Annotated in this window: 12 protein-coding genes and 1 pseudogene; 7 read left to right on the top strand and 6 right to left on the bottom strand. The window is 60.9% G+C overall.

Annotation, left to right across the window (positions count from 1 at the left end):
• Positions 1-4: 4 nt before the first annotated feature.
• Positions 5-433: a DUF3040 domain-containing protein gene (locus ACOYO3_RS04805; protein WP_002515269.1), complete on the bottom strand. Its 429-nt coding sequence runs from the start codon at positions 431-433 to the stop codon at positions 5-7.
• A gap of 126 nt (positions 434-559) precedes the next feature.
• Here ACOYO3_RS04805 and gcvT point away from each other — a divergent pair, with 126 nt between their 5' ends.
• From gcvT to gcvP, 3 genes are read left to right on the top strand one after another with little or no spacing between them, the layout of a single operon-like run.
• Complete coding sequence (gene gcvT / locus ACOYO3_RS04800) at positions 560-1,675, top strand: glycine cleavage system aminomethyltransferase GcvT (protein ID WP_002515245.1); 1,116 nt, start codon at positions 560-562, stop codon at positions 1,673-1,675.
• Between the two features lie 40 nt (positions 1,676-1,715).
• Complete coding sequence (gene gcvH, locus ACOYO3_RS04795) at positions 1,716-2,087, top strand: glycine cleavage system protein GcvH (protein ID WP_002515331.1); 372 nt, start codon at positions 1,716-1,718, stop codon at positions 2,085-2,087.
• A complete protein-coding gene (gene gcvP / locus ACOYO3_RS04790; RefSeq protein ID WP_002525065.1) occupies positions 2,087-5,077 on the top strand; it encodes an aminomethyl-transferring glycine dehydrogenase in 2,991 nt (996 codons plus the stop codon). Before gcvH ends, gcvP begins: the two co-directional genes overlap by 1 nt.
• Positions 5,078-5,141: 64 nt before the next feature.
• Here the strand turns inward: gcvP and ACOYO3_RS04785 are convergent, their stop codons facing one another.
• Both ACOYO3_RS04785 and ACOYO3_RS04780 read right to left on the bottom strand, forming a co-directional pair.
• Positions 5,142-5,861, bottom strand: coding sequence for a FadR/GntR family transcriptional regulator (locus tag ACOYO3_RS04785; RefSeq protein WP_002515309.1), 720 nt, complete (start codon positions 5,859-5,861; stop codon positions 5,142-5,144).
• Between the two features lie 170 nt (positions 5,862-6,031).
• Positions 6,032-6,292 (bottom strand): FCD domain-containing protein, encoded by a 261-nt coding sequence (locus ACOYO3_RS04780; RefSeq protein WP_002518246.1) that lies wholly within the window; start codon positions 6,290-6,292, stop codon positions 6,032-6,034.
• Between ACOYO3_RS04780 and ACOYO3_RS04775 the strand changes: the two are divergent.
• A pseudogene (locus ACOYO3_RS04775) lies at positions 6,274-7,146 on the top strand (gluconate transporter); the annotation flags it as partial. The gene ACOYO3_RS04780 and the pseudogene ACOYO3_RS04775 overlap by 19 nt on opposite strands.
• Positions 7,147-7,218: 72 nt before the next feature.
• On the opposite strand, the gene ACOYO3_RS04770 reads toward ACOYO3_RS04775, so the two are convergent.
• Positions 7,219-7,677, bottom strand: a complete 459-nt coding sequence (locus tag ACOYO3_RS04770) for an Hsp20/alpha crystallin family protein (RefSeq protein WP_002515319.1) — start codon at positions 7,675-7,677, stop codon at positions 7,219-7,221.
• Positions 7,678-7,797: 120 nt separating this feature from the next.
• Positions 7,798-8,592 carry an alpha/beta fold hydrolase gene (locus ACOYO3_RS04765; RefSeq protein WP_002515316.1) on the bottom strand — a complete coding sequence of 265 codons (795 nt, stop codon included), beginning with the start codon at positions 8,590-8,592 and terminating at the stop codon, positions 7,798-7,800.
• Between ACOYO3_RS04765 and ACOYO3_RS04760 the strand changes: the two genes are divergently transcribed.
• Complete coding sequence (locus ACOYO3_RS04760) at positions 8,578-9,744, top strand: hypothetical protein (protein ID WP_002515325.1); 1,167 nt, start codon at positions 8,578-8,580, stop codon at positions 9,742-9,744. The genes ACOYO3_RS04765 and ACOYO3_RS04760 overlap by 15 nt on opposite strands.
• 85 nt (positions 9,745-9,829) lie before the next feature.
• The gene (locus ACOYO3_RS04755; RefSeq protein ID WP_427305919.1) at positions 9,830-12,052 is read left to right on the top strand and encodes a HelD family protein; all 2,223 of its coding nucleotides are present in this window, start codon (positions 9,830-9,832) and stop codon (positions 12,050-12,052) included.
• 53 nt (positions 12,053-12,105) lie between these two features.
• Here the strand turns inward: ACOYO3_RS04755 and ACOYO3_RS04750 are convergent, their stop codons facing one another.
• Complete coding sequence (locus tag ACOYO3_RS04750; protein WP_002515233.1) at positions 12,106-12,435, bottom strand: methylenetetrahydrofolate reductase; 330 nt, start codon at positions 12,433-12,435, stop codon at positions 12,106-12,108.
• 217 nt (positions 12,436-12,652) lie between these two features.
• Between ACOYO3_RS04750 and ACOYO3_RS04745 the strand changes: the two genes are divergently transcribed.
• Complete coding sequence (locus ACOYO3_RS04745) at positions 12,653-13,750, top strand: polyprenyl synthetase family protein (protein ID WP_002515272.1); 1,098 nt, start codon at positions 12,653-12,655, stop codon at positions 13,748-13,750.
• The last annotated feature ends 23 nt before the right edge of the window (positions 13,751-13,773 follow it).

The raw sequence follows: 13,773 nt of genomic DNA, 5'->3' as shown, positions 1-13,773 counted from the left end.
AGTGTTACCTCGACTGACGTCGACGCCAGCGCTCTTCCATTCGAGCGGTGAAGGATTCGGAATGGGGCTCGCGTTGCCCACCACGTGGTCTAACTCCGCTGCTCCGTGGCATCACACCTCCACCGGTCGACAGCAGTACTCCGACGGCGAGGGCCATAATGGCGAAACCGACAACAGCAAGAACTCCACTGGTGAGGACCACCCCACCGACAACGCCCGCTAAACCCAGCAGCACCATGACAGACCCGAGAAGAATCTGACGGCGTCGAGCCCGACGATGCTGCATACGTCGCTGCTCTAAAGCATTGCGACTGGGGTGAGGACAAGTCGCGGAAGCACGCCGAGAGAAAGACCGAGCAAAGTCAAGATCGTCAGTGGACAGCGCTTCCTCAAGCTCGGCGAGCCGCCGCTGCTCCTCTGCTGACAAGGGCATCTCGAACTCCTACCTGACCTGCCGCGGAGTTCGCTGGAATGGACTCCGTCGTACGCCGCTCAGTCTACTTCCTCAGTTCTCCCTACGAGCAAGCACACGGTCCCTCGTCATGCCATACTTCGAAGCATGACTACGCTTCGACGTACACCACTGGCGGCCGTACACGAGAGCCTCGGAGCATCCTTCACCGATTTCGCGGGCTGGAACATGCCCGTGCGGTACTCCTCCGACCTGGCCGAACACCACGCCGTCCGCAAGAATGCCGGCATCTTCGACCTATCCCACATGGGAGAAATCAGGATCTCTGGCCCTGATTCTGGAGCTGCCCTCGATTACGCCTTGGCCGGCAAGCTCTCCGCTGTGGCGGAAGGCCGCGCGAAGTATTCCCTCCTACTCACAGACGAGGGGGGTGTCGTTGATGACCTCGTGACCTACCACCTGCCTGACGGTGACTACCTCGTCGTTGCCAATGCTGCCAATGCCGAAACTGATCTCGCAGAGTTCACCAAGCGCTGTGCACGGTTCGACGTCACCGTCACAGACGAGTCAGCCCAGACCGCCCTCGTCGCCGTGCAAGGCCCCAAAGCTGTGACGATCGTGCTGGCGGCCCTCCAGAAGGCTAATACCACCCTCGACTCCGACGAGGTCCGCGACGTCAAGTACTACCGTTGCCTCACCGGAGAACTGGATGGTTTCCCCGTGCTCGTCGCTCGCACCGGTTACACCGGGGAGGACGGCTACGAGCTGTACGTTCCGGCCGAAGCCGCCGAGCATCTGTGGCAGCTCCTCATGGACGCTGGCGGCGAGGATCTCACACCGTGCGGTCTCGCCTGCCGTGACACTCTGCGCCTGGAAGCCGGGATGCCTCTCTACGGACACGAATTGGGCACCGACATCCATCCCTCTCAAGCCGGGCTTGGGCGAGTCGTCAATTTCAAGAAGGAGGGCGACTTCGTCGGTCGCTGCGCCCTCGAGAACCGCGATACCACTACCGATCGTATGTTAGTCGGGCTGGCCGGGGAAGGGCGCCGAGCTGGGCGTGCTGGATATGCTGTCGTGAACGAGGGCAAAACGGTCGGAGCCATCACCTCCGGCATCCTCTCCCCCACTCTGGGTCATCCCATCGCAATGGCTTTCGTTGATCCTGACGTCGCTAAGACCGGCACCTCGCTTAGCGTTGATGTGCGGGGCAAAGCCCTCAACACTACCGTCGTCGAATTACCGTTCTACAAGCGGTCCTGACCCCAACCACAATCCCCACACAAAATACTTAGGAGCAGACATGGAACTGTCCGAACTCAAGTACTCCGCCGAGCACGAGTGGGTCGCCGTTGATGGTGACACCGTGACCGTAGGCATCACCGACTACGCCGCAGAGGCCCTGGGTGACGTCGTCTTTGTCGACGTCCCCGAGGTCGGCAGCGATGTTTCTGCCGGATCCGCCATTGGCGAGGTCGAATCGACTAAATCGGTCTCCGACCTCTTTAGCCCCGTGACGGGCACCGTCTCGGAAGTTAATGAGGCCATCACCGAGTCTCCCGAGCTTGTCAACTCCGATCCGTTCGGACAGGGATGGTTGTTCAAGGTTTCCGGTGGTCAGCTGGGTGACGACCTCATGGACCGTAACGCCTACCTCAAGCTCACCGCCGAGTGATGATCATGACTGACCACGCTGAGAATCGGTGCGGCCTCGAAGGGCCGCACCCTTTCTCGAGCCGCCACGTTGGATCCGTCGAAGACGACCTGCGATACATCGCCGAGACCATCGGGGTGACGAGTCCCGAGCAGATCATTCGCGACGCCATCCCAGCCTCTGTGCTCGACTCCAATGAGGGGGAGTCCTCCGTTCGCACCCCGAGCTTTCCCCCTGCCGCCGCCGAAACGACCGCTCGCGCTGAACTCGTCGAGATCGCCTCAGGAAACCGCGTTACTCGTGCCCTCATTGGGCGTGGCTACTACGGCACGCTTACCCCGTCGGTGATTCGCCGCAACATCCTGGAGAATCCCTCCTGGTACACCGCCTATACCCCGTACCAGCCCGAGATCTCCCAGGGCCGACTCGAGATGCTAACGATCTACCAGCAGCTCATCACCGACCTTACTAGGCTCGCCCTGGCAAACTCTTCCCTCCTCGATGAGGCAACCGCTGCTTCCGAGGGGATGCTGCTAGCCCGTCGCGCCGCTCGCAAGGTAAAGTTCAACCGCTTCTTGGTGCATACTCACCTCTTTGACCAGGTGCGAGACGTCGTCCTGGGCCACGCTGAAGCAACTGGAATTGAGGTTGTTGAGGCTGACCTTCGTGACCCACAGTCGTGGCGCCCCGAGGTTGAGGCTGGCTGCTTCGGCGTCCTCGCCCCTTATCCCGACAGCACTGGCGCACTGTGGAACCCTTCTGAAGTATTCGACGCTGTTCACAAAGTTGGCGGTATCACCATCGCCGAGTGTGACTTGCTCTCGCTAACTCTGCTGGCTCCGCCGGGTGAGCTAGGTGCTGACGTCGCCGTCGGCTCGTCGCAACGCTTCGGCGTCCCGATGGGTGATGGCGGACCGCACGCGGCTTACATGTCGGTTCGTTCTGGTCTGGAGCGTCAGATCCCAGGACGACTCGTCGGTGTGTCAACTGATGCTGACGGGAACCCCGCTTACCGGCTGGCCTTGCAGACCCGTGAACAGCACATCCGCCGTGACAAGGCCACGAGCAATATCTGTACCGCTCAGGTGCTCCTCGCTGTAGTCGCCGCTGCCTATGCCGTGTGGCACGGGCCGACGGGACTAACACGTATCGCCAGACAAGTCACAGATCGAGCCCATCAGCTTGCTAGCGCCTTGCGCGCAGCGGGTCTTGACGTCGCCGATCAGCAGTTTTTCGACACCATCCGCATACGCACGAAGGGCGGAGCGAAGGAGCTGTGGAACCGAGCCCGCGAAGGTGGGTACACCCTCGATCTCGTTGACGGGGACATCCTCCAGATATCGGTTGACGAGACCGTCACCGACGACGAGCTTCGGGAACTCACCCAGCTCCTGGGTGGCAATACTGACGAGATTCGTGGCCCGGCCGACGGGGCGTGGCCGGAGGATCTGCGCCGCACTTCCTCCTTCATGACGCATCCGGTCTTTTCCAGCTACCACACCGAGACCACCATGATGCGCTATCTCAAGCGTTTGGCGGATCGCGATTATGGTCTGGACCGCGGCATGATCCCGCTCGGTTCGTGCACGATGAAACTCAATGCCGCTGCCGAGATGGAGGCTATGACTTGGCCGGCTTTCTCACAGATGCACCCCTTCGCCCCGGTCGAGGACCAAGCCGGTAGCCTGCGCCTCATCCGTGACCTCGAGATCTGGTTGGCCGAGCTCACCGGCTATGACACTGTCTCCCTGCAGCCCAATGCAGGTTCCCAGGGCGAGTACACCGGTCTGGCAGCCATCCGTGGCTATCACGTCTCTCGCGGTGATACTGAGCGTAATGTGTGCCTGGTTCCGGCCTCCGCGCATGGCACTAATGCCGCCTCGGCCGCTTCGGCAGGCCTCAAGGTTGTCGTCGTCAAGTCACATGACGACGGCACTATCGACCGTGATGATCTGGCTGCCAAGATAGCTGCTAACGAGGGGCGCATCGCCGCGATCATGATCACCTACCCGTCAACTCACGGCGTCTATGAAGACGGCGTGCGACAGGTCTGCGACATGGTCCACGAGGCAGGCGGACAGGTCTACATCGACGGAGCAAACTTTAATGCCCTCGTCGGATGGGGACAGTTCGCCCGCATCGGCGGTGACGTGAGCCACCTCAACCTGCACAAGACCTTCGCCATCCCGCATGGAGGCGGCGGTCCTGGTGTTGGACCGGTTGCAGCGAAGGCTCACCTAGCTCCTTTCCTGCCCGGCCATCCCCTCAACCCGCGCAACGAGCATCCGCTCAATGGCGGCGGGACGGTTACCCACAACGGACATGCCGTATCTGCTGCGCCGTTTGGGTCGGTGTCCGTACTTCCTATTTCCTGGGCGTACCTGCGGCTCATGGGCCTAAAAGGATTGCAATTCGCGACTGAGGTGGCGGTTCTCAATGCCAACTACATCGCCCACCGACTCCACGACAAAATCCCGATCCTCTACACCGGACAGAATGGCTACGTGGCTCACGAATGCATTCTTGATCTACGTCCATTGACTGCCGAGACAGGGATCACCGTCGACGACGTCGCCAAGCGCCTCATCGACTACGGATTCCACGCCCCGACGATGAGCTTCCCGGTAGCTGGGACCCTCATGGTCGAGCCCACCGAATCGGAGGACCTCGCCGAGCTGGACCGCTTCTGCGACGCCATGCTGGCGATCGTCGAAGAAGCCCGAATGGTGCAGTCGGGCCACTGGCCGGCTGACGACAACCCGTTGATTAATGCTCCGCATCCAGCGGCTCGTCTGGTAGCCGACGAGTGGAACCACCCTTACTCCCGCGAGTTAGGCTGCTACCCCGGTATGCGTTTGGGGATCCAGCGTGACCAAGAACGTGGCCTGGACGTCAACACCGTCACCCGCATCCAAGCCAAGTACTGGCCGCCGGTGGGTCGTGTCGACAACACCTACGGTGACCGCCACCTGGTGTGTTCTTGCCCGCCTCCGGAGGCATTCGAAGACTGACCTGACGCACAGCTGGCCGGGTCCGGTCCAGATCGGACCCGGCCAGCTTGATGTATTACCCGGTTTAGTGTGCGACACCGGCCGGACCGCTCACCACCGTGGGCTGAGGCAATACTCGTCCGAGCCCCAGGACGAGGGCCCGGGTAGACTGCTCAGCCGCGTCCGGATCACTCATCGTGATAGCGTCAAGAATGTCGCGGTGCTGCACGAGATCGGCCCCGTCTTCACTTGTAAGGTTGCGGTCATCGTATTGTTCAGCAAAGTAGCCAAGCAGCATCGGAACATGGGCGATGTACAGCGGATTGCGAGTAGCAGCCAAAAGGCTTCGGTGAAAAGCGTGCTCATGTTTGGCGAAACTAGTCGAGTCATCATTTCGGATCGCCTCAGTCATACCGGAGACAGCGTCCTGTAATCCCTTGAGATCTGTGCCGTCAGCACGCTCAGCTGCAAGTCGAGCAGCCGTGGGTTCCAGGGCTATCCGCAATTCGTTCGTCCAGCTCATCTCCTGCTCACGCTTGTTGCCAGACATGTGCCAGTGCACCACCTTGGGTGACAACACGTCCCATTGGTTGGAAGGCAGTACCGTCACGCCGACGTGACGCCGGGAACGCACCAGGTTTAGGGATTCGAGGATCTTGACTGCTTCACGACAAACGGAACGGGACGCTGCTGATTCCTGCTCAATGTCCCCCAACCGCAGTACGTCACCGGCTTGCAAGTCACCGTCGACAATGCGAGCACCTAGACGACTGGCCACCGATGAAGCGAGGAATTCCTGAGACATGACAGGAACGATAACGCATGCCAAGCCGACAAGGCCCGATGCCTCTGGGAGGCCTCACTAAAGTGCATCTTTGGGACCGTGTAACAGCACCTTAGCAACACTAATATCCTATTCACAGGATACAAAAGTATGATTTCTTCTGTACTGACTCGACTCGCCTCGTTCCCCCATTATTTCGATGCTGCAAACATCGAGGAACTCATAGCCTGATGTGCCTCAGTGACGATTTGCCTCATCGCTGCGGCAGCGGCTTTGGCGTCATGGGCAGCTACGGCATCAGCCATGCTGCGATGGAATCCGATGGCTTCCTGTTTGGGCTCAAAGGGCATGAGACGGACACGCCCCTCTAGCACAGCAGCGACGATCCTGACAGGGGATGCCACCAACGGGTTATGAGAGGCCTGGAGCATGACCACCTCATCCGGGCCCATTGGCCGCCATTGGGCTGCTCAAAGCAGACCTCGGCATCACCCTCGGGCTCGGTGTCCTTATTGCCATACCGACGGTTGTTGTTGCTGGCCCGCTGTTCTCGCGGCTCGCAGCTCGATGGGTGCCCGTTGATGCGCCTGACCTCTTCCTTAATTCTGACGAGAATGGCCGTTGCGGTATTGTCCCTGGTCGCCCAAGGTTCTCCGTCACCTTGATGACCGTCCTGCTACCTGTCGTCCTCATGATGGGCAAGGCCCTCGCCGATATCTTCGCTCTCAAAGGCACCGCCGTCCGCAGTATCTTGGATTTCCTTGGCGAGCCGATGTTTGCCTTGCTGCTGACAACCCTGCTGGCGATCTTTACCCTGGGCAAGGTTTCCGGCATGAACCGGGACGCTATGAGCGACAGTGTGGGGGCGGCGCTGCCCCCGATCGCTGGCATCTTACTCACCGTCGCCGCCGGCGGTGGGTTTAAGCAGATCCTCGTCGACACTGGTATTGCCAAGCTACTAGGCAACGGCATTACCCAGTCCTCGATCTCCCCGCTACTGATGGCCTGGCTCGTCGCTGTCGTCATCCCGTTGGCGACCGGCTCAGCGACGGTGGCAACCGTCACCGCAGCCGGCATCCTGGAACCGGTGGCAGCCAGCTTGCCGTCCGCCCACGCGGCACTGCTGGTTCTGGCGATCGGCTGCGGTTCGGTTTTCTTCTCACACGTCAATGACGCCGGTTTCTGGCTCATCAAGGAATACTTCGGTATCTCAGTGGGACAAACCATTAAGAGTTGGTCGCTCATGGAGACGGCGCTGTCAGTCTGCGGAGTGCTCCTGGTACTGCTGGTCTCCGTCATCGTCTGACTTCACCGATACCTGACGCGCGACGGCCGGTCCCCGAATGAAGGAACCGGCCGACACGTCAATCTGAGAACTTCACTGCTCCTGGTGCTCACCTGAACCGACCTGAGCCTGGTCGGTCATGGCGTCGATGGTGGTCGAGCCGTGTCGGACCTCTACCTTGCGCGGCTTAGCAGTCTCAGCTACGGGGATCGTCAAAGTCAGCACGCCGTCGGTGTACTCGGCGGTGATGCGATCGGTAGCCAGGCCATGACCGAGGGTGAGTTGACGGGCGAAGGTGCCCATAGCCCGCTCACGGGACAGCCACTGCGCCTCCTTAGCCACCTTGGCGGCACGCTCGGCGCGAATCGTCAACGTGCGATCGTCGACGTCGATATCAATGGACGCTGGATCAACTCCTGGAAGGTCCACGGCGACGGTGTAGTCATCTCCTTCACGGTAGAGATCCATGGGAACGGCGACAGTCGCCGGCGTCCTGGTGACGTCGGAGAGCAGCCGGTCCATTTCACGGATGGGGTCAAAAGTACGAGCCATGTCAACACTCCTACGGCTTCAGTAGATTTCTGCCTCGACTCGGTTTGAGTCGTTATGACTCAATTTTAACCATGAGCACTCCCGACTCAATAACCAGGTTGAGCGCAGTTCGCTCAAGGATCACACGTCCTGGATCCCGTTATGCCGACGATTGGCGTATTTTCCATTCGTCAGGAATGGCACGGCGATGTCACAGAACTCGTCACCCTTGGTGATGTGGGTGCGGTGTCCGCCGTCAATGGTCATGATCCGAGCGTCAGGAAGGGCACGTGCCACGTCACTCAGCCGGTCCTGACGTAGGTACGACGCCTTGCCACCCCCGACGACAAGGACTGGCATGATCATCCGAGATAATCCATCCCACCACTGGGGGTGGGGTTTCAGTAGCTCACGGCTGACCTTCCACACCATTTTTGGGTCGAACCTCTTGCGTCCAGCAAACGCCGCAACCTCCATGAAGATGGCGTCGACGTACGTCCGCATCGGAGGTGGATCCTGACGAACTCGACGCGGTACGGGCATCTCCTCTAGCAAGACACGGTCGACGCGATCCGGCTGACGTTGTGCAACCATGGACGAGACCAGAGCCCCAAGGGAATGGCCTACTAAGGCGCACTTGTCGACCTTCAAAGCATCCATCTGCTCGATGACATCAGTCGCAAAAGCCTCAAGGGGATAGTCGGTCCCCGCCCCCCGACGGATGCCAATTGGGCCGTGTCCGAGTAAAGAGAGCTGATGGACGATGACACCTTCAATATTGAACGCCAGTACGAGCCCGCCCCAGGTCGTTGGCGAGCTGGTGATTCCATGGATGGCGACAACAGGAAGATCCGTGTTCACCTCTGGCACGATACCGTCAGTCGTTGGTTCAATCGGATCGTTGCAGGAGGCACAGATACGATGGGAACGGTCCATATCGTCGGAGACGAACTCGTCGCTCTGGCCGCCGCCTTACGGCTAGCCCAGATGAGGCATAAGGTCACCATTATCTCCTCCTCCCCGCGTTGGCTCGAGAGCGCTGAGCGTCCTCTTGCCCCTGAACTCGGCGCTACCCTCCAAATCCCCTCCGCATGGCGAGACCTGTTCGCCAAGTCAGGCCGGGCAATGGAAGCTGAATTGGTAGGTATAGGGCTCAATCTCGTTACAGAGCCCGATACTCAGATCAGCTCAAGTATGGCGGATATCTCCCTCCCGACGGACAGAGGTGCACAGATCCACACGGTCCGTGACAGGTACGGACACCGCATCGCTCATAAGTGGCGTGATGTTCTCGATCACGCCGACACCATCTGGCAAGCTCGGCGCCAGTACGGGGTCGAGCACGCGGTGACCTCCCGACCCGAGCCGCTCCCCGAGCCGCTCCACGTCGACCTTCCCTCCCCGCTGGCCGAGCTGTCAGCTGACGAAACAAGGCTCGCCATCACCCGGATCTTTGGCTGCTGGAATCTCGTCGGCCGTGATGGCCCAACTGATCTGCAACCCCTGTTGACCTTACTGAACAAGCGGCTGACCCGACGCGGTGTCATCGTTGATCCTTCACCGAATGACTCCCCAAACGCGATCATCGACACGACGGCACCAGCTCCCCGACGCTCCCGGTGGCATCGCCCGGCTCGTCCATGGAGTTCTCCCATCATCACTGTCAGCACCTCAGGCGAGATGCCCTCGAATCATGGCATGGCCCACCGGCTGGACTGGAAGGCCGAAGGGCTCGTCGAAACGTGGTCCTGGTGGGATGGCGCACAAGCCCGCCGGATCTGTCACGACTACACCCGTCCCATCCCGAATCCGGAACTGGGTACTGCGTGGTCGGCTTGGCGAGACCGTCCTCCCATGGTCTGGCGCCAAGAAGGACCAATCCCGGTACTAGCGGCCTCCCCCGCATCACATGGCGGCCCAGAACCTTGGGCCCGGCTGCTCACTGGAGCATTGGCTGCGTACCTGACCCACGAAAGACTCACCGGGGAAGATATCCGGCCAAGCAATAAGGCTATCGGTGCAGCCGGGCGCCCCAGAAGAAGTCACAGTTCCACTGACAGGGTCTCGACGCGTAGACTTGACCGTTAGCCCCACGGCACCGCGCCTGGAGGCAAACATCTCGTGAAGGACGACTTTGACCGCACACGATAGTTCGACCACCGACCCCCGCGTTGTGGAATCTGAGATCGCCAAGGAACAGGCCCACGTCGACCGCGTCCGCGCCCAATTGGAGATCGCCGAGAACAAAGCCCGCATGCTAGCCAAGGCCGGCCAAGACATGTACCGCTCGGACCGCACCAGTTGGGTTCGTGAAGAGGACGGCACGGCGATGTTTGAACGCGACGCCTTCTCTTATAACGCGGCAAAGAGATTAGCGGTCCTTGACGCTGAGCATGAAGGTCTGGTCTTCGGCCGACTTGATCTGACTGACGACGAGGTGCGTCACATCGGGAGAATCGGGGTACGGGACGCTGACTATGAGCCTCTCGTCATCGACTGGCGTGCCCGCGCTGCCGAGCCCTTTTACCGAGCCACCCCGTCTGATCCGATGGGTGTTGTTCGTCGCCGCGTCTTGCGCTGTCGCGACGACAAGGTCCTCGGCATCGAAGATGACCTGCTGGATTCCACCTCGCAGGCGAATCTGCCGATTATCGGCGAGGGAGCCCTCATGGCATCTCTCTCTCGGGCCCGCGACACTCGAATGCATTCAATCGTCTCGACGATCCAGGCCGAACAGGATGAGGCCATTCGCGCCCCTTACCAAGGCGTAACGACGATTATGGGCGGACCCGGCACCGGCAAGACGGTCGTCGCTCTGCACCGCGCAGCATTCCTGCTTTATTCTCATCGCACTCGGCTGGAGAATGGCGGGGTGCTCGTCATCGGGCCGTCATCGGTTTTCATGAGCTACATCGAGCGGGTACTACCCAGCCTCGGGGAAGACTCCGTAACACTGCGCTCAATAGGCCAGGTACCGTCGGATATCCTGCACTTCTCCTCTGACCGCCTCGATGAGCCCCGTACTGCCAATATCAAGGGCAGCCTTGAGATGGTTGACGTCCTCACCCGACTGGTCAATTTGCCCATGTCGGCGGATCCCGATTCCTTGCAGCTGCGAGTAACGGTCAAAGGCGAGGTTCTTACCCTCGATGCCTCCATCCTCGCGACGACTCGTCAACGCATCCTCAAGCGTAATCGCTACAACGACGGCAGGGAGGCCGTCGAGGTCTCGCTGCGCGACCAGCTGTGGGCACGAGTCCCGGCCGATGTCCTCGCCGCCCATGACCTCACAAGGGACGATTTCGACGAGTTAGTGTCCTCCCAGGCATCCTGGCGGATGCTCCTCAACGCCTGGTGGCCCGCCCTGTCGGCCTCCGACGCCCTCGCTCGGTTGGCCGATCCCGCAGTCGCCGAAGCAGTGACCCCCTACTGGAACGAGGAAACCCGTCAGCTTCTCGTCAGCTCTATCCCGACCGAAGCGGATCGACGTGGACGACGCAACTGGTCAATAGCCGATATGGCCCTGCTCGACGAGTTGGCCGCTCTGCTCGGCCCAGTTCCCCCCGAGCCCGATGCTGACGACCCGGTCTTTATCGAGGGAGGTGACGCCGAGGAGCTCGTCACCCTCGGCGATCGTCTCCATGAGTCCCGCCACATTGACGAGGACGAGCCTCGCGATACCTTCGCTCACGTTCTCGTCGACGAGGCCCAAGACATCTCCCCCATGCAGTGGCGGATGATCGGACGTCGAGGCCGCCAGGCTTCCTGGACGATCGTCGGGGATCCCGCCCAGTCTGCCTTCCCCCATCCCAACCAGACCAGAGCGGCCTTGGACGAATTGGTTGGTAATTCCCCGTCACGCACCTTCACCCTGACCAAGAACTACCGTTCCCCGGCCGAGGTTTTCGATCTCGCCGCCGACGTGGTTGTCAACGTCCAGCCCGACGCTGATCTTCCACAGGCGGTGCGCTGGGTTGGTGTCCGTCCCACAGTGGTACGCACTGACGACCTATGGGCACAGGTGCGCTTGCAGCTGGACGAGATGCTCACATCGGTGGACGGGACGATCGGTCTGGTGTGCCCGGCTGGCCTCGTCGAGCAGGCGCGCCGACTTGTCGACGATCCGCGCATCATCACGGTGACGACCATGCAGGCCAAGGGTCTTGAGTACGATGGTGCAGTAGTCGTCGATCCCGAGCGCATCGTCTCCGAGACCGGTAATCCTGCCGGTGGTGTCCGGTTGCTCTACGTCGCTTTGACCCGCCCTACCCAACGGTTAGCGGTAGTCGGGCTCAGGAAGCAAAAATCGCCTCATCGTTCCGAGGCGAACCAGCCCGTTCGAGGCGCCGCCACGCCAGCATGGTCCGAAGCTCTGTGGTCGCACGAGACCTGTTGAGGGTGTAGTGGTGGAGGCCGAGAGCGCCAACATTAAAGAGCTCACAGCCCATGTCACGCACCCTCTCTACCGATGCATGCCTCTGGGTGAACCCACTTGACGAGGCGGACAAGCTCAGTAGCGTTAGGTAACCCCCAGGGATGGGCCACCCAAGGCTGTCCCGCCCCACCCAGCATGTCACCGCGAATAGCTAGGATGTGGTCGATCCTGGACTCGGCGTAATCAGCGACCATCTGCTCCACATCAGCTACCGATTGGGCGACGCAGGTGAGATGACCGACGGTACGCAGACCGGTCGACACCATGTGCTGGGTGCACCGCAAAGCGCGGTCACACCGCGACCCATTCGCTCCATAGGCCACTGAAATGAAGTCCGGTGCCATCCCACGAGAGCATCAGTGGCACTCCACAGCCGAGCGCTCGCTGTGAGGGTCATAAACCCGAAAGAGTGCACAGGGCGCTCCCCCAAGGCCAACAGGTCAGCAGTGGTCGGCTTCTGGGACTACATAGGTGCGAGGCTAGGCGGCGCTCCCACCAGGTGGGCCAGACGTCCAGCGTACGGACTCGTTTCCGACCATTCGACGCCTCTATGCTGGCGCTATGTACCCCTTTGATCCGTCCTCTCCAGTCAGCGCTGACTTCCGCGACTCCGTGAGCGCAAGGATCCTCTCCTTCCTCGACGACGAAAAGCGGGTCATTGACGCGATCGGCGCCGAGCTGTCCCCCGTTCTCGACGCCGCTCGTGATTACACCGCAGGCGGCAAACGATTGCGCCCGGCCTTCTGCTATTGGGGTCATGCAGCTGCGGCGGACCAACCCATTGAACCCACTGGCCTGTTACAGGCAGCGGCGAGCCTCGAGTTTCTGCACGTGTCCGCCTTGGTCCACGACGACCTCATGGACCACTCCGACACCCGACGTGGATTGCCTTCGGTGCACCGTCGTTTCGAGGCGGCCCATGGCATTGCCCACGGAGACGGACCCGCTGAGCAATTCGGATGTGACATCGCGATCTTGCTCGGCGACCTGCTACTCATGTGGTCGTCACAGATGTTCACGTCCGCCCCAGTCAAAGCTGACAGGCTGGCAGCAGCCACCCCACTGCTTGACGCCATGCGCACCGAGGTCACCTGCGGCCAGGTCCTCGACGTCACCTCACAGTCGGGGATGGCGGGGTCCGACTCCGAATCTGCTCTCGACCTGGTTGGCCGGGTTGTGGAGTACAAGTGCGCCTCTTACACGGTCGTTCGTCCATGTCAGATTGGTGTGGCCTTGGCTGGAGGCTCTGACCGTCTACAACAGACGATGGCCGACTTCGGCTCCCCCATCGGACGGGCCTTCCAGTACCGCGACGATCTTCTTGGCGTCTTCGGCGACGCCGAGCTGACTGGCAAGCCCGCTGGCGACGATCTGAGAGAAGGCAAGCGGACTGTGCTCGTCGCCCATGCGCTCGATCGGGCCGACTCCCACGACGCTGCTCGCTTGAAGTCGTTGCTGGGTCGCCCCGACCTCGACGATGACGACGTCGCCACCGCCCGTCGTATCATCGAGACAAGTGGAGCCCGGGAGGCTGTCGAGTCAACAATTGTGCAGTGCCACGACCATGCCGTCGCAGTTCTCGACGACGCCGAGATGACCGATGCCGGCCGAATTGCCCTGCGGGAATTAGCCCGCCAATGCGTCGAGCGTCATTTCTGATACCACGATCCCGCAGCCTGAGT

The sequence above is a fragment of the Cutibacterium sp. KBN10P07758 genome (genome assembly GCF_050286205.1).
Taxonomy (GTDB): Bacteria; Actinomycetota; Actinomycetes; order Propionibacteriales; family Propionibacteriaceae; genus Cutibacterium; species Cutibacterium acnes.
The sequence above is the reverse complement of the archived record's forward strand: the minus strand, read 5'-3'. Positions and strand labels throughout refer to the sequence as shown.

Excerpts from the sequence above, each read along its gene's own strand:
- ACOYO3_RS04805 (WP_002515269.1), bottom strand. The coding sequence starts at position 433 with ATGCCCTTGTCAGCAGAGGAGCAGCGGCGGCTCGCCGAGCTTGAGGAA.
- gcvT (WP_002515245.1), top strand. The coding sequence starts at position 560 with ATGACTACGCTTCGACGTACACCACTGGCGGCCGTACACGAGAGCCTC.
- gcvH (WP_002515331.1), top strand. The coding sequence starts at position 1,716 with ATGGAACTGTCCGAACTCAAGTACTCCGCCGAGCACGAGTGGGTCGCC.
- gcvP (WP_002525065.1), top strand. The coding sequence starts at position 2,087 with ATGATCATGACTGACCACGCTGAGAATCGGTGCGGCCTCGAAGGGCCG.
- ACOYO3_RS04785 (WP_002515309.1), bottom strand. The coding sequence starts at position 5,861 with ATGTCTCAGGAATTCCTCGCTTCATCGGTGGCCAGTCGTCTAGGTGCT.
- ACOYO3_RS04780 (WP_002518246.1), bottom strand. The coding sequence starts at position 6,292 with ATGGGCCCGGATGAGGTGGTCATGCTCCAGGCCTCTCATAACCCGTTG.
- ACOYO3_RS04770 (WP_002515319.1), bottom strand. The coding sequence starts at position 7,677 with ATGGCTCGTACTTTTGACCCCATCCGTGAAATGGACCGGCTGCTCTCC.
- ACOYO3_RS04760 (WP_002515325.1), top strand. The coding sequence starts at position 8,578 with ATGGGAACGGTCCATATCGTCGGAGACGAACTCGTCGCTCTGGCCGCC.
- ACOYO3_RS04765 (WP_002515316.1), bottom strand. The coding sequence starts at position 8,592 with ATGGACCGTTCCCATCGTATCTGTGCCTCCTGCAACGATCCGATTGAA.
- ACOYO3_RS04750 (WP_002515233.1), bottom strand. The coding sequence starts at position 12,435 with ATGGCACCGGACTTCATTTCAGTGGCCTATGGAGCGAATGGGTCGCGG.
- ACOYO3_RS04745 (WP_002515272.1), top strand. The coding sequence starts at position 12,653 with ATGTACCCCTTTGATCCGTCCTCTCCAGTCAGCGCTGACTTCCGCGAC.